This window comes from Asanoa sp. WMMD1127 (assembly GCF_029626225.1).
Classification (GTDB): Bacteria; Actinomycetota; Actinomycetes; order Mycobacteriales; family Micromonosporaceae; genus Asanoa.
This window is the reverse complement of sequence record NZ_JARUBP010000001.1, coordinates 3,359,510-3,379,748: the sequence shown is the minus strand read 5'-3', so window position 1 is coordinate 3,379,748 and position 20,239 is coordinate 3,359,510. Positions and strand designations below refer to the sequence as shown.

Genomic DNA, 20,239 nt, shown 5'->3' with positions numbered 1-20,239 from the left:
CCCGCAAGCTGACGTCCATTTGGCGTACCTCGGGCATCGGCGTCGTGCGCTGAAGTCAGTCCCGCACCGGCCGGTGCGGCGGTCTCGCGGCCGTCGCACCGGTCTTGTAACGTGCCGGGCCTGACCGGTGGAGAGATGAGGAGCCAGGTGAGCGCCGACGATCCGGCCCCGAAGACCGACGCGACCGACGACGGGCCCGTGCCGGCGCCCCGCCCGGCGCCGTCCCGCGCGGTGCCGCCGGCCGACACCGACATTGCCGCCGACGAGCTGCCCTACGGGCGGCCCGGCCGGCCGTTCCGGCGCAGTCCGTTCCTGCTGGGCTTCCTCGGCGGGCTCGGCCTCGTCCTCGCGTACGCCACGTATCTGGCTGTCCGCAACGCCTTCGGCATCCTCGTGCTCATCTTCATCGCCCTGTTCCTCGCGATCGGCCTCAACCCGGCCGTGGTCCGGCTGCGCAAGCTGGGCGTGCCGCGCGGCGGGGCGGTAGCGATCGTCGCGCTGGCGCTCGTGCTGGTGCTGGCCGGCGCCATCGGCGCGCTCGTGCCGCCCCTGGTCACCCAGATCGGCGACTTCATCGCGGCGGCGCCGGGCTACGTCGAGGCGCTGCAACGCAACCCGACCATCAACGACCTCGTCGGCCAGTTCGACCTCGTCGAGCGGGCCAAGTCGCTGGCCAGTCCGGAGACCTTCAGCCGGGCGCTGGGCGGTGTGTTCGGCGGCGCCCGGCTCATCTTCGGCACGCTCTTCCAGGTGCTCACCGTGCTGGTGCTGACCATCTACTTCATGGCGTCGTTCGACAAGATGAAGGAGGCGGCGTACGGGCTGGTGCCGGCGTCCCGGCGCGACCGCGTCCAGCTGCTCTCCGACGAGATCCTCGCCAAGGTCGGCGCCTACATCGTCGGCGCGCTGGCGATCGCGGTGCTGGCCGGCATCAGCGCGTTCGTGTTCGCGATGATCGTGGGCCTGGCCTATCCGTTCGCGCTCGCCGTCGTGGTCGCGGTGTGTGACCTGATCCCGCAGATCGGCGCCACCATCGGGGCGGTCATCGTCACCATCGTCGCGTTCGCCGACTCGCTCACGGTGGGCATCGCGGCCGCGGTGTTCTTCATCGTCTACCAGCAGGTGGAGAACTACCTGATCTATCCGAAGGTGATGCGCCGGTCGGTCAAGGTGAGCGACGTGGCCGCGATCGTGGCGGCCCTGGTCGGCGTCGGCCTGTTCGGTGTCCTCGGCGCCCTGGTGGCGATCCCGGCGGTGGCGGCGCTGCAGCTCATCGTCCGCGAGGTCGTCATGCCGCGGCAGGAAGCCCGCTGACCGCGAGGTTGTGACCTTTCGCCGCCGCCTTGTAACGTCGGTGCGTTCGCAGCCCGGCGACGCCCTCGGTGGTGTCGTGCCCGCGCGAAACCTGGGGGGATCCGTGACCAACAGCGCCGTCGGCGTTGCCCGCGTGCGTGGCCCCGGAGACCCACCACCCCGGCCGCCGTTCAAGGTGCGGTGGCGCCGCCCGATCGCGATCGCCCTGGGCGTGCTGGCCCTGCTGCTGGTCGGCGCGCTGGTCGCGCCGTGGCTGCTGCCGGGTGGTGACGAGCCCCCGGCGCCCACCACCGCGTCGCGACCGCCGGCGGCCTCGCCCGGCGCGGTCGTCCAGGCCGACGGCGAGGTGCCGACGTCGTGGCCGGACGCGAGCAACACGGGCGTGCCCAAGGGTTTGGCGCTGACCCCGGCCGAGGACCTCGACCTCGACGTCGACGGCCAGGTGGTGACCGGGCTCGACATCGACGGCTGCGTCGACGTGAAGGCCCGCAACGTCACGATCCGCCAGTCGCGGATCACCTGCGACCGCAAGACCTGGGCGGTACGCACGTTCGACGACACCGAGAACCTCGTCCTCGAGGACGTCGAGATCGACGGCTCGGGCGTCAACTCGACGGCGGTCTGCTGCGACAACTACACGCTGCGCCGGGTCAACGTGCACAACGTCATCGACGGCCCGCGGCTGGGCGACAACGTCACGATCGTCGACTCGTGGATCCACGACCTGGCGCGCACCGCCGACTCGCACAACGACGCGCTGCAGACCACCGGCGGCCGGACGATCGTGGTCAAGCACAACCGGCTCGAGCCCTACAACAAGGCCGCGCAGGACCCGTTCAACGCCTGCCTGATGGTCGGCTCCACCACGGCGCCGCTGGTCGGCGATCTGGTCGTCGAGGACAACTACTGCAACGGCGGCAACTACTCGGTCGGCATCCGCGACGACCTCAAGGCGGAGTCGGTCACGTTCCGCCGCAACGTCTTCGGCCGCGACTTCCGCTACGGCGTGGTCGCCCGCCCTGACCACCCGGGCATCACCTGGGCCGAGACCAACCTCTGGGCCGACACCCGCCAGCCGGTGCTCGACAAGTAGCCGCTTTTCGCTGGCGGCGTTGCGCCGGCGGACGCGAACCGCTGATCGGGGCCGCTCATCAGGGCGCGGGAACCGCTTCCCGGGCGGTCGGCTCCGCCGGCGCCAGGGCCGCGGTGAGGGCGTCGTCGGTGACGACCTTGAGGAACGGGATGACCAGGAGGGCGCAGAGGATGGCGAAGGCGCCGAAGGCGACCCGGTAGCCCAACGTCTGGGCCAGGACGCCGGCCAGGGCGGCGGCGATCGGGGTCGTGCCCCAGCCGACCAGGCGGCTCGCGGCGTTGAAGCGGCCCAGCATGCCGTCCGGCACCGCCGACTGGATGATGACCCGCGAGTTGACCGTCCACATCGTGCCGCCGACGCCCGCGACGAACGCCGCCACCGCGACCGGGATCGGTCGGGCCACCAGCGCCGGCACCGCGACCAGGGCGCACGAGCCGATGATGTCGGCGAACATCGACCAGCGGCGGCCGAGGAGGCGGTTGACGCGGCCGACCAGCAGCGCGCCGATCACGCCGCCGGCGCCGAGGGCGGTCAGGAGCAGGCCGAATCGGCGCTCGTCGAGGCCCAGCGGACCGGCCACCGCGTACGCCGGGATCAGTGCCAACCAGGCGCTCCACGCGCCCGCCATCGCGGCGATCAGCAGGGCCATCGTGCGGAGCAGGCGGTTGCGCAGCAGGAAGCCCAGGCCGTCGCGGATCTCCCGGCCGACCGGGCGCCGTTCGCGCGGCGCGGGGCGGAAGGCGCCGGCCAGCAGCAGCAACAGCACCGCGCCGGCGACGTAGACCACGCCCGTCACCCCCAGGGCCAGCGCGAAGCCGGCCGCGACCAGGAAGCCGCCGACGGGCGCGCCGAGGAAGCCGTTGCACAGGTATTCGGCGGCGGTGATCCGGGCCGTGACCAGCGGCCAGCGCTCCCGCCGCACCGCCGCCGGCACGATCGACGCGCCGGCGGTCAGGGCGACCACCTCGGCCACGCCGAGCGCCAGCGCGACCGTGTAGAGCAGCGGCAGCGACACCAGCCCGCCCAGGACGGCGCCGAGCAGCACCGCGATCGCCGCGATCCGGGCCAGTTCCGCGGCGACCATCAGCCGGCGCCGGTCGAGGCGGTCGACCAGCACGCCCACGTGCAGCGCGGTCAGCAGCCACGGCAGCGTCAGCAGCGCCGCCACCGCCGCGACCGCCGCCGGCTGGTCGGTGATCCGCACCGCCAGCAGCGGCAGCGCCACCTTGGTCACCGCGTCGGCGAGGTTGGTGGCGACCGTGAAGCTGACCAGCAACCACTCGTTCCGTCGCACACTAACCCCCTGAGGCCGCTAACCGGTTAACACCATCCAGGAGTAAACTTCGAAAAGTCAAGAGCGGAGGGACGCCCAGGTGTACGAGATGCCGGCCCAACTGGCCCCCGTGCTCGCCTTCGTCAACTCGATGGACGTGGAGCTCGGCACCGACGAGTGGGACGACGGCCCGGCGGCGCTCGCGACCTGGCTGACCGCGGCCGGCATCGCGGGCGAGGACACCACCGTCACGGACGACGACCTCGCCCTCGCCCGCGAGCTGCGCACCGGCCTGCGGGCCATGACCCTGGCCAACAACGGCGTCCCGGCGCCGGCCGCGGCGAGGAGAACGCTCACCCGTGCCCTCGCCCGCTTCCCGCTGACCGCGTCTCCGGACGGCCTGACCTCCGGCGCGCTTTTCGGTCCGGTCGTGGCGGGCTACGCACACGGCGTCGCGACCGGCGAGTTCGCCCGCATGCGGCAGTGCCCGGCCGGCGACTGCTCCTGGGTCTTCTGGGATTCGTCGGCGAAGGGCGGCCGGAAGTGGTGCACGATGGGCGTTTGCGGCAACCGGGCCAAGGCCCGCGCGTACGCCGCCCGCCGCCGCCGACCCTAGACCGCCAGCGCCGCCCGCACCGAGGACTCCGCCGCCGCGCCCCCGTCGCCCGACGACGTCACCCGGCCCGACTCCAGCACGTAGTAGCGGTCGGCGGCCCGCACCGCGAAGCCCACATGCTGCTCGACGAGCAAGACGGGCAGTCCGATGGCCAGGATCGCGCGCTCGATCTCGGCGACCACCGACGGCTGGATCCCCTCGGTCGGCTCGTCGAGCAGCAGCAGCCGGGGCTGGGTGATCAACGCCCTGGCGATGGCGAGTTGCTGGCGCTGACCCCCGGAAAGCAGCCCCGCCCGCCGGCCCAGCAAACCGCGCAGCGCCGGGAACAGGTCGACCGCGTCGGCCATCGCCCCGACTCCTCCACGCCGCGTGTCGGCCACCAGGCGCAGATTCTCCGCCGTCGTCAGGTGCGGGAAGCACTGCTGGCCCTGCGGCACGTACGCCATGCCGCGCCCGACCCGCTCGTGCGGCGCCAGCCGGGTCACGTCGGCGCCCGCGAACACCACGGTGCCATGGCGCGGCCGGATCAGGCCGATGATCGTGCGCAGCAGGGTGCTCTTGCCGGCGCCGTTGTGCCCGAGCAACGCGGTGATCCGGCCGTCCGGCACTGTCACCGACACTCCATGCAGGACAGCCGTGCGGCCGTAGCCCGACACGATGCCGTCGACCTCGAGCATCACGCGGCCTCCTCGACGACGGCTCGACCCAGATAGACCTCCTGCACGCGGGGATCGGCCTGCACCTGCGCCACTGTCCCCTCGCTCAGCACCCGACCCGCGTGCAGCACGGTGACCGTCCGGGCGAAGGTGCGCATGAAGTCCATGTCGTGCTCGATCACCACGACCGTCCGGTCCGCGCTGATCGAGGCCAGCAGGGCACCGGTTGCATCGCGCTCCTCGTGGCTCATCCCGGCGACCGGCTCGTCGAGCAGCAGCAGCGAGACGTCCTGCACGAGCAGCATCCCGATCTCCAGCCACTGCTTGTGACCGTGGGCCAGGGTGCCGGCAAGCGCGTCCCGCCGGGACGTCAGCCCGATCGTCTCCAGGGCCCGCGCGACCGCCTCAGGCACGTCGCGCCGCCGCCGCGCCATCGTCCACCAACCGCGGCCGGCGCCCGCCGCGATGTCGAGATTCTGCAACACGGTCAGCCCTTCGAAGACCGACGACGTCTGGAAGGTGCGCCCCACGCCCAGCCGGGCGATCCGATGCACGGGCCGGCCGAGCAGTTCGTGACCGTCGAAGCTGACCGACCCGGCCGCCTTGGCCAGCCCCGTCACGGCGTCGACCAGTGTGGTCTTCCCGGCGCCGTTGGGCCCGATCAGGAACCGGATGTCGCCGGGCGCCACGCTCAGGTCGACCCCGTCGACGGCGGCGAACCCGTCGAACGTCACCCGCAGGTCGCGGATCTCCAGCCCGGTCACGTGGCGACCTCCTCGCGTGGCGTGCGGCGCAACCGCCGGGCCGCCGCGGGCAGGGCCACCAGGCCGCCGGGCAGGAACGCGACGACGAGCACGAACAACAGTCCCTGCAGGTAGGTCCACGCGGCCGGGAACTCCTCGGACAGGCTCGTCCGGGCCCACGCGACGGCAACCGCGCCGAGGACCGGCCCGAGCAGCATCGCGCGACCGCCGACGGCGACGCCGATGACGAACTCGATCGACGGCACGACGCCGATCAGGGCCGGGTTGATGATGCCGACCGCCGGCACGAACAGCGCGCCGGCGAGGCCCGCCATGCCCGCGGCCACGACGTACGCCACGAGCTTGACTGTCGCCGGGTTGTGGCCGAGGAACCGCACGCGCTCCTCGCCGTCCCGGACCGCCACCAGCAGCTCGCCGTAGCGGCTGGCCATCAGTTGGCGGGCCACCGCGACCAGCAGCAACAGCCCGCCGGCCACGAGGAAGTAGACCATCCGCTGGTTGACCGGGTCGTCCAGGTCGTACCCGAAGAAGCCCTCGAAGTCGGTCAGGCCGTTGGTGCCGCCGGTCGTGCCCTGCTGGCCAATCAGGAGGATCACCATGGCGGCCGCGAGGGCCTGGCTGAGGATCGCGAAGTAGGCGCCCCGGACCCGCCGGCGGAACACAAGCGAGCCGAGCAGGAAGGCGACGAGCATCGGCAGCAGCACGGTGGCGGGCAGGGCGAACCACGGGCTGGCGAACGGCCGCCACCACCACGGCAGGGCGTCGAGCTGGCCGTAGAGCTGCATGAAGTCCGGCAGCTGACCGGGCCCCGCGTCGGCCAGCTTCATGTGCATGGCCATGGCGTAGCCGCCGAGGCCGAAGAAGACGCCCTGCCCCAACGTGAGCAGGCCGCCGCGGCCCCAGGCGAGCCCGATGCCCACGGCGACCATCGCCAGGCACAGGTACTTGGCCAGCAGGCTCAACCGGAAGTCGGACAGCACCGCCGGCGCGAGCGCGAACAGCAGCACGGCGCCGGACGCGAACCCGACCACGGCCCGGGCGGGCGACGCGGCCCACCGGCGGCGCGGTGCGCTCGGCGGAGGCGTCTCCACCGCCCGGTCGACCGTCGCCGTCATGCCAGGCTCCGGGTGCGCAACGTGAACAGGCCCTGCGGGCGCCACTGGAGGAATCCGACGATCGCCACGAAGACCGCCACCTTGGCCACACTGAGCGTCGTCGTGTATTCCACGATGGACTGCAGGGTGCCGAGCACGAAGGCGACGATCACGCTGCCCTTGAGCTGTCCGATGCCGCCGACGACGACCACCAGGAAGGCGTCGATGATGACGTTGGTGCCCATCGTCGGCCCGATCGGGCCGAGCAGGGTGAGCGCGACCCCGGCGACACCCGCCAGCCCCGAGCCGATGAAGAAGGTCAACCGGTCGACGCGCGCGGTCGGGATGCCCGACACGGCCGCCAGGTCGCGGTTCTGCACCACCGCCCGGATCCGCCGGCCGAACGACGTCAACCGCAGCGCCAGCGTCAGGCCGACCACCGCGAGCACCGCGAGGCCGAGGATGAACAGCCGGTTGGTCGCGATCGACAGGTCGCCGAACACCCGCACGTTGCCGGTCAGCCAGTCCGGCGCGCGTGTCTGCACGTTCGGTGCTCCGAAGACGTCCCGGGCGAGTTGCTGCAGGATGAGCGACACGCCCCAGGTCACCAGCAGGGTGTCCAGCGGGCGGGCATAGAGCCGGCGGATCAGCAGGTATTCCAGCGTCGCGCCCATCGCGCCGGCCAGCAGGAACGCGACAGGCAAGGCCACCAGCAGGGAGAGCCCGGCGCCGGCGAGCCCGCCCTGCAGCACGTAGACGGTGTAGGCGCCGGCCATGATGAACTCGCCGTGCGCCATGTTGATGACGCCCATCTGGCCGAAGGTCAGCGACAGGCCGAGCGCGATCAGCAGCAGCACGGCGCCGATGCTGACCCCGGTGAAGAGTTGGCCGACCAGGACCGTCATCAGGACAGCCCCGCCGCCCAGGCGTAGTCCTTGAGGTAGGGATCCGGCTTGAGCGGTGCGCCGGAGTTCCACACCTCCGTGATCAGGCCGTCGGCGCCCACCTTGCCGATCCGCGCGGTCTTGTAGATGTGCTGGGTGGCGCCGTCGACGGTGACCTTGCCCTCGGGCGCCTCGAACGTCACGCCGTCCGCGGCCGCCTTGACCTTCGCGACGTCGAACGAGGCGGCCTTCTCGACCATCGCCTTCCACAGGTAGACCGAGACGTACGCGGCCTCCATCGGGTCGCTGGTCGGCTTGTCGGCGCCGTACTTCGCCTTGTAGGCCGCGACGAACTTCTCGTTGGCCGCGCCGGCGGTGGTCTGGTAGTAGTTCCACGCGGTGAGCTGGTCGGCCAGGTACTGCGTGCCGATGCTCTTGACCTCTTCCTCCGCGATCGACACGGAGACCACCGGCATCGCGGCCGCGGTCAGGCCGGCCGACTTGTACTCCTTGAAGAACGCCACGTTGCTGTCGCCGTTGAGGGTGTTGAAGACGGCGGCGGCCTTGGCCGCCTTGACCTTGTTGACGATGGTGCCGAACTCGGTCGAGCCCAGGGGGGCGTAGTCTTCGCCGAGCACCGTCATCCCGTTCGCGGCCGCGTACGCCTTGATGATCTTGTTGGCCGTCCGCGGGAAGACGTAGTCGCTGCCGACCAGGTAGACCGACGATTTGCCCTGCGCCTTGAGATAGTCGAGCCCCGGCACGATCTGCTGGTTGGTCGTGGCGCCGGTGTAGAAGATGTACGGCGACTGCTCGAGTCCTTCGTACTGCACGGGATAGAACAGCAGGGACTTGTTCTCCTCGAAGACCGGCTTGACCGCCTTGCGGCTGGCCGAGGTCCAGCAGCCGAAGACGGCCGCCACGCCGTTCTCTTTGATCAGCTTTTCCGCCTTCTCCGCGAAGGTGGGCCAGTCCGATGCCCCGTCCTCGCTGATGGGCTCGATCTTCTTGCCGAGCACGCCACCGCTGGCGTTGATCTCCTCGACGGCCAGCAGGATGGCGTCGCGGACGGTGACCTCACTAATGGCCATGGTGCCCGACAGCGAGTTGAGCAGGCCGACCTTGACGGCGTCGCCCGAGGTGTCCACGTTGGCCCCGACGGCCGAGGCGGACTCGCCGGTCTTGCTGCCGCAGCCGGCCACGGCCAGCGTGGCGGTGAGCAGCACTGCTATCGCGCCGGCGGCACGCCGGCGGGCATGATCAGCGAGCATCGTTCCTCCATGCGTCAACGGGAGTCAATATCGTCTGAGCCGCCGGTTGCCCGGCCGTTTCCCGATCGTTGACCGTCCGTTTCCACCTGAGCGACAGACGGTAAGCAACTGACACTCCACAAGCGACTTCCGGAAGGCGTCTTGTGGCCCGCTGACGCCTGTGGTTAGGTGAGCCTAACCAAACCAAGGAGTCGAGCTTGACCACGGTAACGGTCGCCGTCACCGACACCGTCGACATCGCCGAGCTGGCCCGCGTCTACCGCGACGTGCACGCCGCCGATCTGCATCTCGCCGACCACAGCGACCCGACCGTGGAGGACCGGCTGCGCTGGACGGCCGAGGCGCCCGGCTTCGCGGCGACCGTCGCGCACGTCGACGGCAAGCTGGCCGGCGCGGTCCTCGGCTGCCCGCTGCCACCGGACACCCTGTGGTGGCGGGACATCGACGACCCCGAGGTGGCCCAGGAGTGGCCGGGCCGCACGTTCGCCGTCTGCGAGGCGTTCGTGCTCCCCGAGCACCGCCGCCACCGCCTGGCCGTGCCGCTGATCCTCGGGCTGCTCGAGAGCCGCACCGAGGAGCGCGTCAGCCTCGCGGTGGCCGAGACCAACACCCGGGTCTGGCGGGCGCTGCAGGCCCTCGGCTTCGCCCACGTCGGCGACCTCGTGCCCTTCCCCGGCTGGCGTCCACATCGGATGCTCAACTGCCCGCTGCCGTTGGCGAGCCGCCGATGAGCGGCCCGGCCTACGCGGAGGAGCTGCCCGGCTTCGGCGCCTTCCGCCTCGACCGCGTGGACCCCACGGCCGACCTCGACCTGATCCACGGCTGGGTGACCGAGCCCAGGGCGCGGTTCTGGGGCATGACGACCTACTCCCCCGCCGAGGTCCACGAGGTCTACGCGTTCCTCGACGGCCTGCCCACCCACCACGCCTACCTGATGCGCCTCAACGGCGAGCCGATCGGGATCTTCCAGACGTACGAGCCGGCCGAGGACCCGATCGGCGCCCACTACCCGGTCCGCGAAGGCGACTTCGGCATCCACCTGTTCCTGGCGCCGGCCGACCCGCCCCGGCCCGGCTTCACCGGCGCCGTCGCGGCGGCGCTGCTGCGGTTCGCCTTCGCCCACCCCGGCGTCCAGCGGATCGTGGTCGAGCCCGACGTCCGCAACGAGCGCGCGCTGATCCGCTGGCAGCGCCTCGGGTTCGAGTTCGGCGACCAGGTGACCACCGACGACAAGACCGCGCAGCTCGCGTTCTACAGACGCTAGGCGGCGTGCCGGCCCGGATGGCTCAGGGGGATCCAGGACAGGCGGCCGCCGAGCTTCTTGCGGACCAGCGCGCGCAATCGGCGGTCCAGCAGCCACAGCAGCATGCCCGCGACGGCGCCGGCCAGGGCGACGTTGACCGCCAGGCTCAGCAGCGGCGGCCCGACCGACAGCCCCAGCAACGGCACCGCGGCGGCGGCCCCGCCGGCCAGCACCGCCGGGACGGTCGGCGCCAGGAAGCGCGGCACCGACCCGCCGACCGCGCGGGACACCGTCACCCAGATCGACGCCGCGTTCATCACGACCTGCATGGCGATCGCGGCCAGCGCGATGGCGGTCGCCTGGCGGGCCGCCGACGAGCCGTGCAGCAGCGTGCCGACGCCGGCGAACACCACGACGCCGAGGATGCCCCGCGTCCACAGGATCGCCGCCAGCTTCGCCGGTTGGCCGATCGCCTGCAGGGCCGGTCCGAGCAGCACGCCGTACGCGTTGAGGGCACCGTAGAGGCAGAGCAGCGCCAGCGGCACCGCGGTGCCGGCCCACTGCGGGCCGAGGAACTCGACCAGCGGCCCGGCCGCGGCGACCAGCACGCCGAGCAGTGGCAGGCCGGTGACCGCGCCGAGGTGCTGCAGCGTGGTGAGGTGCCGGGCGAACGCGGCGCGGTCGTGTTGCAGCCGGGACAGGGACGGCAGCGCCACCTGTTGCAGCGACCGCACCGTCACGTCGACCAGCATGTCGGGCAGGCGGGCGGCCAGCCGGTAGATGCCGGTCGCCACCGGGCCGAAGAACAGGCCGGTGAAGATGAGGTCCGCCTTGGAGCTCAGCATCGAGCCGAGGCCCGCGTTGGCGGAGTGCATCGAGAACTTCCACAGGTCGCGGATCGCGCCGAGCCGGATGGCGCGCGACGGCCGCCACGGGCAGACCGTCCAGAGCACGACCAGGCCGACGAACGCGTTCACCAGCGACTGGGCGACCAGCGCCCACACCCCCGCGCCGAGCAGCGCCAGCACCACGCCGACGACGCCACTGACGACCGAGGCGGTCAGGGTGCGCAGGGCGACCGAGCGGAACTGCAGGTCCCGCCGCAGCACCGCCTCGGGCACGATGGCCAGCGCCTGCATCAGTACCAGCGGCGACAGCGCCAGGCAGACCGTGGTGAGCTGCGGCTCGCGGTTGACCAGCGCCCAGACCGGGCTGAGCGCCGCGGTCGCGCCGCCGACCACGAAGCCGGAGATGACCATCACGCCGAACGCCGCGTCGAGGTGCTCGGCGGTCAGCTTGTCGCGCTGGACGATCGCCGAGACCAGGCCCTGCTGCAGGATCGTCTGGGCGACCGTGATGAACACGGTGGCCATCGCCACGACACCGAACTCGCTCGGCCCGAGCAGCTTGGCGAGCAGGAAGGTGACCAGGACGGTGGAGCCGACCCGGCCACCGGTGAGCACGTACGACCAGCCGATCGCGCTGCCGACCCCGGGCTTCTTGGCGGCCGGCGGCGCGGTGGCGGGTGGCGCCGAGACCACCTAGGCGCCGCTCTCGGTCAGCGCCGGCATCGGCTTGCCGGTCAGCCGGCGACGCCAGGCGCCGAGGCGCACCCTCGCCCGCCGGGCGAACCAGGTGCCGAGGAACGCGCTCGAGTTGGCGAACCCGGCCGGATGCCCGCCGAGCGCCCGGACCGTCTGGCGCAGCATGGTGGCGCGCGGGGAGCGGGCCGCCGTGCGCGAACCGTCCGGCGCGAACCAGGTGGTCGCCGCGGCCGCCGACCCGCCGGACTGCCGGGTCGAGGCGCCGTGCACGCGGCGCAGGAACAGCCGCTCCGGCACCTCGTGGATCTCGCCGATCGCGGCGACCTCCGCCATCAGCGTGTAGTCTGACGACAGGAACGGCCGGATCAGGCCCGTGCGGCGCAGCGCCTCGATGCGGAAAACGCCGAAGTGCGCATGGCAGAGGCTGATGTTGTTGGCCAGCCCCGACAGCCGTTTCCAGGCCCGCTGGTCGCGCAGGTCGAGCTTGTCCGCGTAGGGGCCGACGACCGCGCCGTCCTCGTCGATCAGCACCGTCTTCGGATAGGCCAGCACCGCGCGGGGACCGGCGGCGTCGAGCGCCTCGACGCACGCGCTGATGAACCGCGGCTGGCAGATGTCGTCGTACGCCGCCCATTTGAACAGCTCGCCCGACGCGAGCTCGACGACCTTGCCGAAGTTGGCGTGCCCGCCCAGGTTCTGCTCGTTGCGCCACAGCCGGATCCGCGCGTCGGCCACGGCATAACGCTGGCAGATCTCCCAGGTCTCGTCGGTCGAGGCGTTGTCGCTGATGACGATCTCGAAGTCGGGATAGTCCTGCGCCCGCAGCGCGTCGAGCGCCACCGGCAGGTAGCGGGCCGCGTTGTAGACCGGCACGCCGATGGTGACCCGGGGCATCACGCCACCAGCAGCTCGGCGTCGACGCCGAGGTCGCGCAGCGTCGCACCGATCTCGTTGCGGTAGGCCGGGTTGGTGATGATGACCGTGCGGGTGCCCAGCCCGCGAAGCGTCTCCGGCGCGGTGACCTCGTGTCCCGTCACGGGCAGGAACCTACCCCACTTGCGCGCGTTGACGTCGACCACGGCCGCCAGCTTGCCGTCGGGGTCGGCGAGGTGCAGGAACTGCACGCCGCGGGAGCCCGCGCCCCAGAGCACCGGGCGGTCGCCGGCCGCGAGCCGGTCGGCGATGAGCGTGCGCCACTTGTCGCGCTCGGCGAAGTGCCGGGCGGCGAAGCCGCGGATGGACTCCAGCTGCTGCGACACGGCCTCGGCGCCCGGCAGCGGCGCGGTCGAGGCCGGCGGGCCGGACACGTTGGCCGAGAACTCCACGAACCGGAACATCCCCTGGAACAGCGGGCCGGTGTCCTCGACCCGCCAGCCGGCCCGCTCGACGATCCGGCGCAGCGAGTACGCGTCGAAGTAGGAGACGTGCGGGTAGATGACCTCCCAGCCCGCGGTCGCCATGTCGTAGCAGGCGTCCGGCACCTCGATGTAGCCCCGCACCGGCCGGTCGCCGGCCAGCCCGCGCAGCGCCACCAGGAACGCGAACGGGTCGTCGATGTGCTCGAACCAGTGCCGGGAGGTGACGAAGTCGAACGGGGGTGTGGTCCCGTCCAACGGAGCATGTCCGCTGTGGAACTCCGCGCCGGACGGGTCCGGGCCGACCGGGCCGGCGTACATGGCGTCGTAGCCGATCCCGCGCGAACCGGCCACGTGACACAGCTCACGCAGGAACTCGCCCTGCCCGCAACCGATGTCGAGCACGGTCGCGCCGCGCAGCGGGTAGCGCTCGGTCAGGTGTTTGACCAGTTCGGCCGAGAACGACTGGAACGCGGGCGAGTGATGCAGGTTGGTGTCCATCGTCGTGTCGTAGTGCAGGAGCTCGGGCTCGAAGGCCACGTTCCGCACGTACGCGCACGACGGGCAGTAGGCCAACGCCATCCGGCCCAGGGGCGAGGCGAGCGCCTCGTCCCGGCTGGCCCAGTGCACGCCGCAGAACACCGGAATCGTGCCCAGGTCGGCGAACGGGACGAGGTCACCCTCGCCGCAGGCGAAGCAGCGGGTCACGAGGTCCACCGGAGCTGCTCGTCGATGCGGCCGGCGGCGAGCAGGGCCCGGATCTTCTTGAGCCGCTGGTGCCCCTCGCCGGTGAACTGCTCGATGGTCAGCCCGTGCCGGCCGTATTCCTCGACCAGTTGCTCGACGCCCTTGCGCACCGTCCATGCTGGACGGAAGCCGGGCACCTCGGCGGCGATCCGGTCGCAGGAGACCCGGTAGTTGCGGGCGTCGGCGGAGGCGCCGCCGGCGAACGTGACGGTGGAGCCGGTCACCACGTCGCGGACGATCTCGGCGACGTCCCGGATGAGGTAGTTCTCGCTCGTCTGCCCGATGTTGTAGGCGCGGTTGTGCACCACGTCGCGCGGGGCCTCGATCAGCGCGAGGAACGCGGCCGAGATGTCCTCGACGTGCACGAGCGGGCGCCAGGCGGTGCCGTCGGAGAGCAGCCGCACCTCGCCGGTGAGCAGCGCGTGCGCGGTCAGGTCGTTGACCACCAGGTCGCCGCGCAGCCGCGGGGAGAACCCGTACGCCGTGGCGTTGCGCAGGTAGACCGGGGAGAAGTCGTCGTCGGCGAGCTCCGCCAGGCCCTGCTCCGACAGGATCTTCGACTCGGCGTACGGCGTGACCGGCGCGAAGCCGGCCTCCTCGTCGAGCGGGCGGTCGTCGAGGCCGGCGCCGTAGAGCGAGCACGACGACGAGAACAGGAACCGGCCGACGCCCGCCTCCTTGGCCGCCCTGGCCAGCCGCAGCGTCGCCCGGTGGTTGATGTCGTAGGTCAGCTCGGGGTTCAGGTTGCCGATCGGGTCGTTGCAGAGGGCCGCCAGGTGGAGCACCGCGTCGAAGCCCCGCAGGTGCTCGGCTTCCACGTCCCGCAGGTCCAGCCGCAGGGCGGGCACCGCGGGCGGCGGGGGCCCGAGCACGCCGTCGGCGTAGAGGCTGATGTCGAGGCCGGTGACGTCGTGTCCCGCGGCCCGCAACAGCGGCACCAGCACGCTGCCGATGTAGCCGTCATGACCGGTCACGAGTGTGCGCATGGTGATGCTCCGCAGCGTTGTCCGGGGTGAGAATCGCGAGTCTACGGACGGGTCGGCGGGACGGTCCGGACTAGTGTCGGACTTCTTACTCCACGCTCCATGGCCATGCGCCACCTGGCTAGCGTTTCGCCGGGCGCGGGCCGGGGCCGACCGTCCGCGCTGACCGGTGTTGGCTCGAAATCGGGGTACCTGCGCATGACAACTGCCACATGTCGCCTTTGTGCGGCGGAGTTGACCGAAACCTTCGTCGACCTGGGCATGTCCCCGCTGTGCGAGAGCTACCTGCCGGCCGAGCGGCTGGACAGCGCGGAGACCTTTTATCCCTTGCACGTCCGGCTCTGCCCGAGTTGCCTGTTGGTGCAGTTGCCCGCATACGTGCCCGGCGAAGACATCTTCTCCGATTACGCCTACTTCTCCTCGTACTCGGACTCGTGGGTCGCGCACGCCAAGCGCTACGCGGACACGATGGCCGAGCAGCTGAAGCTGGGCCCCGACAGCCTCGTCACCGAGGTCGCCAGCAACGACGGCTACCTGCTGCAGCACTTCGTCGCCCGCGGCGTCCCGGTGCTCGGCGTGGAGCCGGCGGCGAACATCGCGGAAGTGGCAAGGGAAAAGGGAATCCGGACCGCGAACGAGTTCCTGGGCGCCGAGACCGGGGCCGCGCTCGCCGCCGAATATGGCCGGGCCGACCTGGTCGCCGGCAACAACGTCTACGCCCACGTGCCCGACCTGGTCGGCTTCACCGCCGGCCTGGCCGCGCTGGTCAAGCCGGACGGCCTGGTGACGCTGGAGTTCCCGCACCTGCTGCGGCTGATCGAGCGGCGCCAGTACGACACGATCTACCACGAGCACTACCAGTATCTTTCGCTGCTGACCGCCCAGCGGGCCCTGGCCACCGCCGGGCTCGTCGTGGTCGACGTCGAAGAGCTGTCGACGCACGGCGGGTCGCTGCGGGTGCACGCCCGCCACGGCGCGGCCGCCGGCGAACCGTCCAGCAACGTCAAGTCGGTGCTCGACGCCGAGGCCGAGGCCGGCCTGCACACCGTCGAGGGCCACAAGGGCTTCGCCGACGCGGTCTTCGACATCAAGCGGGATCTGGTCGACTTCCTGTTGACCGCGCGGAACGAGGGCAAGCGGGTCGTCGGCTACGGCGCGCCGGGCAAGGGCAACACGCTGCTGAACCACTGCGGCATCCGGGCCGATCTGCTCGAATACACGGTCGACCGGAGTCCCCACAAACAGGGCATGTTCCTGCCGGGTACGCACATCCCGATCCACGCGCCCGAGCGGATCGCCCAGGACCGCCCCGACTACGTGCTCGTGCTGCCGTGGAACCTCCGGACCGAGATCTCGGCCCAACTCGCGTACGTGCGAGAGTGGGGCGGCCGGCTGGTCTTCCCGATCCCGGACCTCGAGGTGGTGTGATGAAGGTCGTCCTCTTCTGCGGCGGCCTCGGCATGCGGATGCGGGAGGATGCCCAGTCCGCGCCGAAGCCCATGGCGATGATCGGTGACCGTCCGTTGCTGTGGCACGTGATGCGTTACTACGCGCACTTCGGCCACACGGATTTCGTGCTCTGCCTCGGTTACGGCGCCGCCGCGGTGAAGGACTACTTCCTGCACTACGACGAGACGCTCTCCAACGACTTCACGCTCACCATGAGCGGCCGCGACCTGCACCTGTTCTCGTCGGACATCACCGACTGGAACATCACCTTCATCGACACCGGGCTCAACTCGACGATCGGCGAACGGCTGATGCGGGTGCGGTCGCACGTCGAGAACGAGCCGATGTTCCTGGCCAACTACGCCGACACGCTGACCAACGCGCCGCTCGACGAGATGGTCCGGCGGTTCGACGGCAGCGACGCGGTGGCCAGCCTGCTGGCGGTGCCGGTGCAGTCGACGCACCATGTGCTCGACATCTCCGGCGGCGACAAGGTGACCGGCATCACGCCGATGCGCGAGCTGACCCAGTGGGAGAACGGCGGCTACTTCGTCCTCCGCCCGGAGATCTTCGAGCACATGCGCGAGGGCGAGGAGCTCGTGCCGGACGCCCTGGAGCGGCTGATGCCGAGCGGGCGGGTGATCGCCCAGCGCTACAAGGGCTTCTGGCGCGCGGCCGACACCTTCAAGGACCGGGCCGAGCTGGAGCAGCTCTACTACTCGGCCCGCTGCCCGTGGATGCTCTGGGACACCAACCGCACCGGCGGCTCGCTCGCCCCGGCGCTGATCTCCTGACGCCGATGCTCCCCTTCGCACTGCCCGGCGTACGACGGGTCGCCCTGTTCGGGGCCCACCCCGACGACATCGAGATCGGCGCCGGCGGGCTCCTGCTCACGCTGGCCGACGCCGTGCCCGACCTCGAGGTCCGCTACGTGCTCCTCAGCGGCACGCCGGACCGGCAGGCCGAGGCGCGCGCCGCGGCGGCCGCGTTCCTGCCCGGCGCCCGCATCACGTTCGCGCTGCACGACCTGCCCGACGGACGGGCGCCGGCGCACTGGGAACGGGCCAAGGAGGCGGTCCAGGCGGCCGCCGCCGGCGGGGCCGACCTGGTCGTCGCGCCGGCCAGGGACGACGCGCACCAGGACCACCGGCTGCTCGCCGAGCTGGCGCCGACCGCGTTCCGCGACGCCGTGGTGCTGCACTACGAGATCCCGAAATGGGACGGCGATCTTGGGCGGCGTAACGTCTACGTGCCGCTGCCCGACGAGCGCGCCCGCCGCAAGGTGGAGCTGCTGCACGCCAACTTCCCGTCACAGAAGGATCGCGACTGGTGGGACGACGAGGTCTTTCTCGGCCTGGCCCGGTTGCGCGGTATGGAATGCCGGTCGCGGTACGCCGAGGCGTACACCTGTGAGAAGGCGGTGATGTCGCTGTGAGCGTGGCGGCGTGTCTGTTCGGTGTTCCAGGGTCCACATTGAACCTAGGCGTCGGCGCGTTGCGGGCGGCCACCGTCGGGGCGTTCCTGGCCCGCGTGCCCGACGCCAGCATGACCGTCTTCGACGACGGTTGGGGCGAACGGCAGGGCACCGCCTACGTCCACGGCCAGCCGGTGCCGATCACGCTCGCCGGCGCCCGCCACTCCCGCCGCTACCACCGTCCTGAGTCCTATGTGAACATGCGGTTCAGCGCGGCACTCGGCGGCCTCGGCAACCACGGTGTGTCGGCTATCGACAGCGCCGACGTCGTGCTCGACGTGAGCGGCGGCGACAGCTTCAGCGACATCTACGGCGAGCACCGGTTCCGCACGGTGGCATGGCCCAAGAAGCTGGCCCTACTGCGCAAGCGCAACCTCGTGCTGCTGCCGCAGACCTACGGGCCGTTCAAGATCCCGCGGATCCGGGCCGAGGCCAAGGGACTGGCCCGCGGCGCGGCGATGGCGTGGGCCCGCGACCCCGACAGCTACGCGGCGCTGCGGGAGCTGCTCGGCGCCGACTTCGACCCGCGCCGGCACCGCGAGGGCGTCGACGTGGCGTTCGGCCTCGAGCCGCGCGCGCCGGAGGGCGCCGCCTTCGATCAGCTGGCGGGCTGGTTCGCCGCCGCCGACGGCCCGGTCATGGGCATCAACGTCAGCGGGCTGATGTCGCGGGCCGAGGGCATCGCCCAGTTCCGGCTGGCCGGCGACGGCGGCCGGGTCGCCCGGCAGATCTGCGAGCGGGTGCTCGACGAGCCCGACACCCGGGTCGTCATCGTGCCGCACGTGCTCGCCGCCGGGGGCACCGACGACGACACCGCGACCAGCGAGGCGCTGCGGGCCGACCTGGCCGCCAAATATGGCGACCGGATCGCGATCACGCCGCGCGGGCTCGACCCGCACCAGACCAAGTGGGTGATCAGCCGCACGGCGTGGTTCTGCGGGATGCGGATGCACGCCACGATCGCGGCGCTCTCGTCGGCGGTGCCGGCGGCGATCCTCGCGTACAGCCTCAAGGCCCGTGGGGTGTTCGCCACCGTCGGGCAGGAACGGCACGTGGCCGACGCCCGCACGCTCGGCGACGACGAGCTGCTCGACACGCTGTGGAAGTCGTGGTCCAACCGCTCGGCCGCGGCGGCGGAGCTGGCCGAACGGGTGCCGGTCGCGGTCCGGCGGGCGGGAGAGCAGATGGACGAGATCGTGGCCCTGGCCCGGGGCGCTGCCGCGTGAGCCGCTCGCCACGTGACGTGCACGATGTCGCCGAGCAGAAGATGTGCACCGGCTGCGGCGTGTGCGCCTATCTCGCGCCGGACGAGGTGCGGATGGGCGACGTCCTGGAGTACGGGCGCCGCCCGCTCCCCCTGCTGCCCACCCGCGGCCCCGGCGCCGCGGCCGCGCTGAGCTGCTGCCCCGGTGTCAAGCTGGAGCACGACTCCGGAGCGCCCGGGCCCGGCGAGTACGCCGACCTGCGCGCGGCCTGGGGCCCGGTGCTGCGCGTCTACGAGGGCTACGCGGCCGACCCGGAGATCCGCTACGCCGGGTCCAGCGGTGGCGCGGCCACGGCGCTCTCGGCGTTCCTGATCGAGCAGGAGGGGATGACCGGCGCGCTGCACATCGGCGCCCGCGCGGACGTGCCGTACCTCAACGAGGCCCGGCTCTCCCGCAGCCGGGCGGAGCTGCTGGCCAACGCCGGCTCCCGCTACGCGCCGGCGAGCCCCTGTGAGCGGCTGGACCTGATCGAGCACGCGGAGACGCCGTGCGTGTTCATCGGCAAGCCGTGCGACGTGGCCGCGGTCTCGATGGCCCGGCGCGAGCGGCCCGAGCTCGACCGCAAGGTGGGCCTGACGATCGCCGTGTTCTGCGCGGGCACGCCGTCGACCCAGGGCACCCTCGAGATGCTCAAGGTGATGGGCGTAGACGACCCGTCGGCCATCACCCACGTCGCCTACCGGGGCCAGGGCTGGCCCGGCAACGCCCGCACGGCGGTCACCGGCGACCCGGCCGAGCGCACGCTGACCTACGAGCAGTCGTGGGGCGACATCCTGCAGAAGCACCGCCAGTGGCGCTGCTACCTGTGCGCCGACCACACCGGGGAGTTCGCCGACGTCGCGGTCGGCGACCCGTGGTACCGGCCGACCGCCGGCGACCCGGGCCGCTCCCTGGTGCTGGCCCGCACGGAACGCGGCCTCAAACTGATCGAGGCCGCGATCGCCGCCGGCGCCCTGGTGCTGGAGCAGGTCGGCCCCGAACTGCTGCCGGCCTCGCAACCCAACCTCCTGCGCGCCCGGGGCGCGGTCTGGGGCCGGGTGGTCACCCTGCGCGCGGCGGGCCTGATGACCCCACGCACGCGGCACCTGCCGATGGCCCGCATGTGGCGGGAGAACCTGTCGACGAAGGAGAAGCTCCAGTCGACGGTCGGCACGGTCCGCCGCATCCGCCGCAAGTCCCTGCGCGCCCCGGCCGACCTCACCCCGCTGGAGTAG

At 71.8% G+C, this 20,239-nt stretch carries 20 protein-coding genes; 10 read left to right on the top strand and 10 right to left on the bottom strand.

Going from position 1 to position 20,239, the window contains the following annotated elements; all coding sequences use genetic code 11:
* The first annotated feature begins 135 nt into the window (after positions 1-135).
* Positions 136-1,314, top strand: coding sequence for an AI-2E family transporter (locus O7635_RS16115; RefSeq protein WP_278081245.1), 1,179 nt, complete (start codon positions 136-138; stop codon positions 1,312-1,314).
* 103 nt (positions 1,315-1,417) lie between these two features.
* The gene (locus O7635_RS16110) at positions 1,418-2,407 is read left to right on the top strand and encodes a hypothetical protein (RefSeq protein WP_278081244.1); all 990 of its coding nucleotides are present in this window, start codon (positions 1,418-1,420) and stop codon (positions 2,405-2,407) included.
* A 58-nt stretch (positions 2,408-2,465) separates the two neighbouring features.
* Here the strand turns inward: O7635_RS16110 and O7635_RS16105 are convergent, their stop codons facing one another.
* Complete coding sequence (locus O7635_RS16105) at positions 2,466-3,701, bottom strand: MFS transporter (RefSeq protein WP_278081243.1); 1,236 nt, start codon at positions 3,699-3,701, stop codon at positions 2,466-2,468.
* Between the two features lie 88 nt (positions 3,702-3,789).
* On the opposite strand from O7635_RS16105, the gene O7635_RS16100 reads away from it, so the two are divergent.
* Entirely contained in the window at positions 3,790-4,296 is a 507-nt protein-coding gene (locus O7635_RS16100) for a CGNR zinc finger domain-containing protein (protein ID WP_278081242.1), read from the top strand.
* On the opposite strand, the gene O7635_RS16095 is transcribed toward O7635_RS16100, so the two are convergent.
* From O7635_RS16095 to urtA, 5 genes are read right to left on the bottom strand one after another with little or no spacing between them, the layout of a single operon-like run.
* Positions 4,293-4,973 (bottom strand): ATP-binding cassette domain-containing protein, encoded by a 681-nt coding sequence (locus O7635_RS16095; protein WP_278085493.1) that lies wholly within the window; start codon positions 4,971-4,973, stop codon positions 4,293-4,295. The genes O7635_RS16100 and O7635_RS16095 overlap by 4 nt on opposite strands.
* Positions 4,973-5,716, bottom strand: coding sequence for an urea ABC transporter ATP-binding protein UrtD (gene urtD / locus O7635_RS16090; protein WP_278081241.1), 744 nt, complete (start codon positions 5,714-5,716; stop codon positions 4,973-4,975). The genes O7635_RS16095 and urtD overlap by 1 nt, the downstream gene beginning before the upstream one ends.
* Complete coding sequence (urtC, locus tag O7635_RS16085) at positions 5,713-6,831, bottom strand: urea ABC transporter permease subunit UrtC (protein ID WP_278081240.1); 1,119 nt, start codon at positions 6,829-6,831, stop codon at positions 5,713-5,715. Before urtC ends, urtD begins: the two co-directional genes overlap by 4 nt.
* Positions 6,828-7,715, bottom strand: coding sequence for an urea ABC transporter permease subunit UrtB (urtB, locus tag O7635_RS16080; RefSeq protein ID WP_278081239.1), 888 nt, complete (start codon positions 7,713-7,715; stop codon positions 6,828-6,830). Before urtB ends, urtC begins: the two co-directional genes overlap by 4 nt.
* Entirely contained in the window at positions 7,715-8,965 is a 1,251-nt protein-coding gene (urtA, locus tag O7635_RS16075) for an urea ABC transporter substrate-binding protein (protein ID WP_278081238.1), read from the bottom strand. The genes urtB and urtA overlap by 1 nt, the downstream gene beginning before the upstream one ends.
* A 197-nt stretch (positions 8,966-9,162) precedes the next feature.
* Between urtA and O7635_RS16070 the strand changes: the two genes are divergently transcribed.
* Both O7635_RS16070 and O7635_RS16065 read left to right on the top strand, forming a co-directional pair.
* Positions 9,163-9,696 (top strand): GNAT family N-acetyltransferase, encoded by a 534-nt coding sequence (locus O7635_RS16070; RefSeq protein ID WP_278081237.1) that lies wholly within the window; start codon positions 9,163-9,165, stop codon positions 9,694-9,696.
* Entirely contained in the window at positions 9,693-10,229 is a 537-nt protein-coding gene (locus O7635_RS16065) for a GNAT family N-acetyltransferase (RefSeq protein WP_278081236.1), read from the top strand. The genes O7635_RS16070 and O7635_RS16065 overlap by 4 nt, the downstream gene beginning before the upstream one ends.
* Here the strand turns inward: O7635_RS16065 and O7635_RS16060 are convergent.
* From O7635_RS16060 to O7635_RS16045, 4 genes are read right to left on the bottom strand one after another with little or no spacing between them, the layout of a single operon-like run.
* On the bottom strand, positions 10,226-11,749 hold the full coding sequence (locus O7635_RS16060) for a lipopolysaccharide biosynthesis protein (RefSeq protein WP_278081235.1): 1,524 nt from the start codon (positions 11,747-11,749) through the stop codon (positions 10,226-10,228). The two genes, O7635_RS16065 and O7635_RS16060, sit on opposite strands and share 4 nt — an antisense overlap.
* Positions 11,750-12,646 carry a glycosyltransferase family A protein gene (locus O7635_RS16055; protein WP_278081233.1) on the bottom strand — a complete coding sequence of 299 codons (897 nt, stop codon included), beginning with the start codon at positions 12,644-12,646 and terminating at the stop codon, positions 11,750-11,752.
* Positions 12,646-13,824 carry a class I SAM-dependent methyltransferase gene (locus tag O7635_RS16050; RefSeq protein WP_278081232.1) on the bottom strand — a complete coding sequence of 393 codons (1,179 nt, stop codon included), beginning with the start codon at positions 13,822-13,824 and terminating at the stop codon, positions 12,646-12,648. Before O7635_RS16050 ends, O7635_RS16055 begins: the two co-directional genes overlap by 1 nt.
* Entirely contained in the window at positions 13,812-14,840 is a 1,029-nt protein-coding gene (locus O7635_RS16045) for an SDR family oxidoreductase (RefSeq protein ID WP_278081231.1), read from the bottom strand. Before O7635_RS16045 ends, O7635_RS16050 begins: the two co-directional genes overlap by 13 nt.
* 195 nt (positions 14,841-15,035) lie before the next feature.
* Here O7635_RS16045 and O7635_RS16040 point away from each other — a divergent pair, with 195 nt between their 5' ends.
* From O7635_RS16040 to O7635_RS16020, 5 genes are read left to right on the top strand one after another with little or no spacing between them, the layout of a single operon-like run.
* Positions 15,036-16,265, top strand: a complete 1,230-nt coding sequence (locus O7635_RS16040; RefSeq protein WP_278081230.1) for a class I SAM-dependent methyltransferase — start codon at positions 15,036-15,038, stop codon at positions 16,263-16,265.
* Positions 16,265-17,080 carry a glucose-1-phosphate cytidylyltransferase gene (locus O7635_RS16035; RefSeq protein WP_278081229.1) on the top strand — a complete coding sequence of 272 codons (816 nt, stop codon included), beginning with the start codon at positions 16,265-16,267 and terminating at the stop codon, positions 17,078-17,080. Before O7635_RS16040 ends, O7635_RS16035 begins: the two co-directional genes overlap by 1 nt.
* A gap of 5 nt (positions 17,081-17,085) precedes the next feature.
* Positions 17,086-17,721: a PIG-L family deacetylase gene (locus O7635_RS16030; RefSeq protein ID WP_278081228.1), complete on the top strand. Its 636-nt coding sequence runs from the start codon at positions 17,086-17,088 to the stop codon at positions 17,719-17,721.
* A 38-nt stretch (positions 17,722-17,759) separates the two neighbouring features.
* Positions 17,760-18,986: a polysaccharide pyruvyl transferase family protein gene (locus tag O7635_RS16025; protein ID WP_278081227.1), complete on the top strand. Its 1,227-nt coding sequence runs from the start codon at positions 17,760-17,762 to the stop codon at positions 18,984-18,986.
* Positions 18,983-20,239: a Coenzyme F420 hydrogenase/dehydrogenase, beta subunit C-terminal domain gene (locus O7635_RS16020; protein WP_278081226.1), complete on the top strand. Its 1,257-nt coding sequence runs from the start codon at positions 18,983-18,985 to the stop codon at positions 20,237-20,239. The genes O7635_RS16025 and O7635_RS16020 overlap by 4 nt, the downstream gene beginning before the upstream one ends.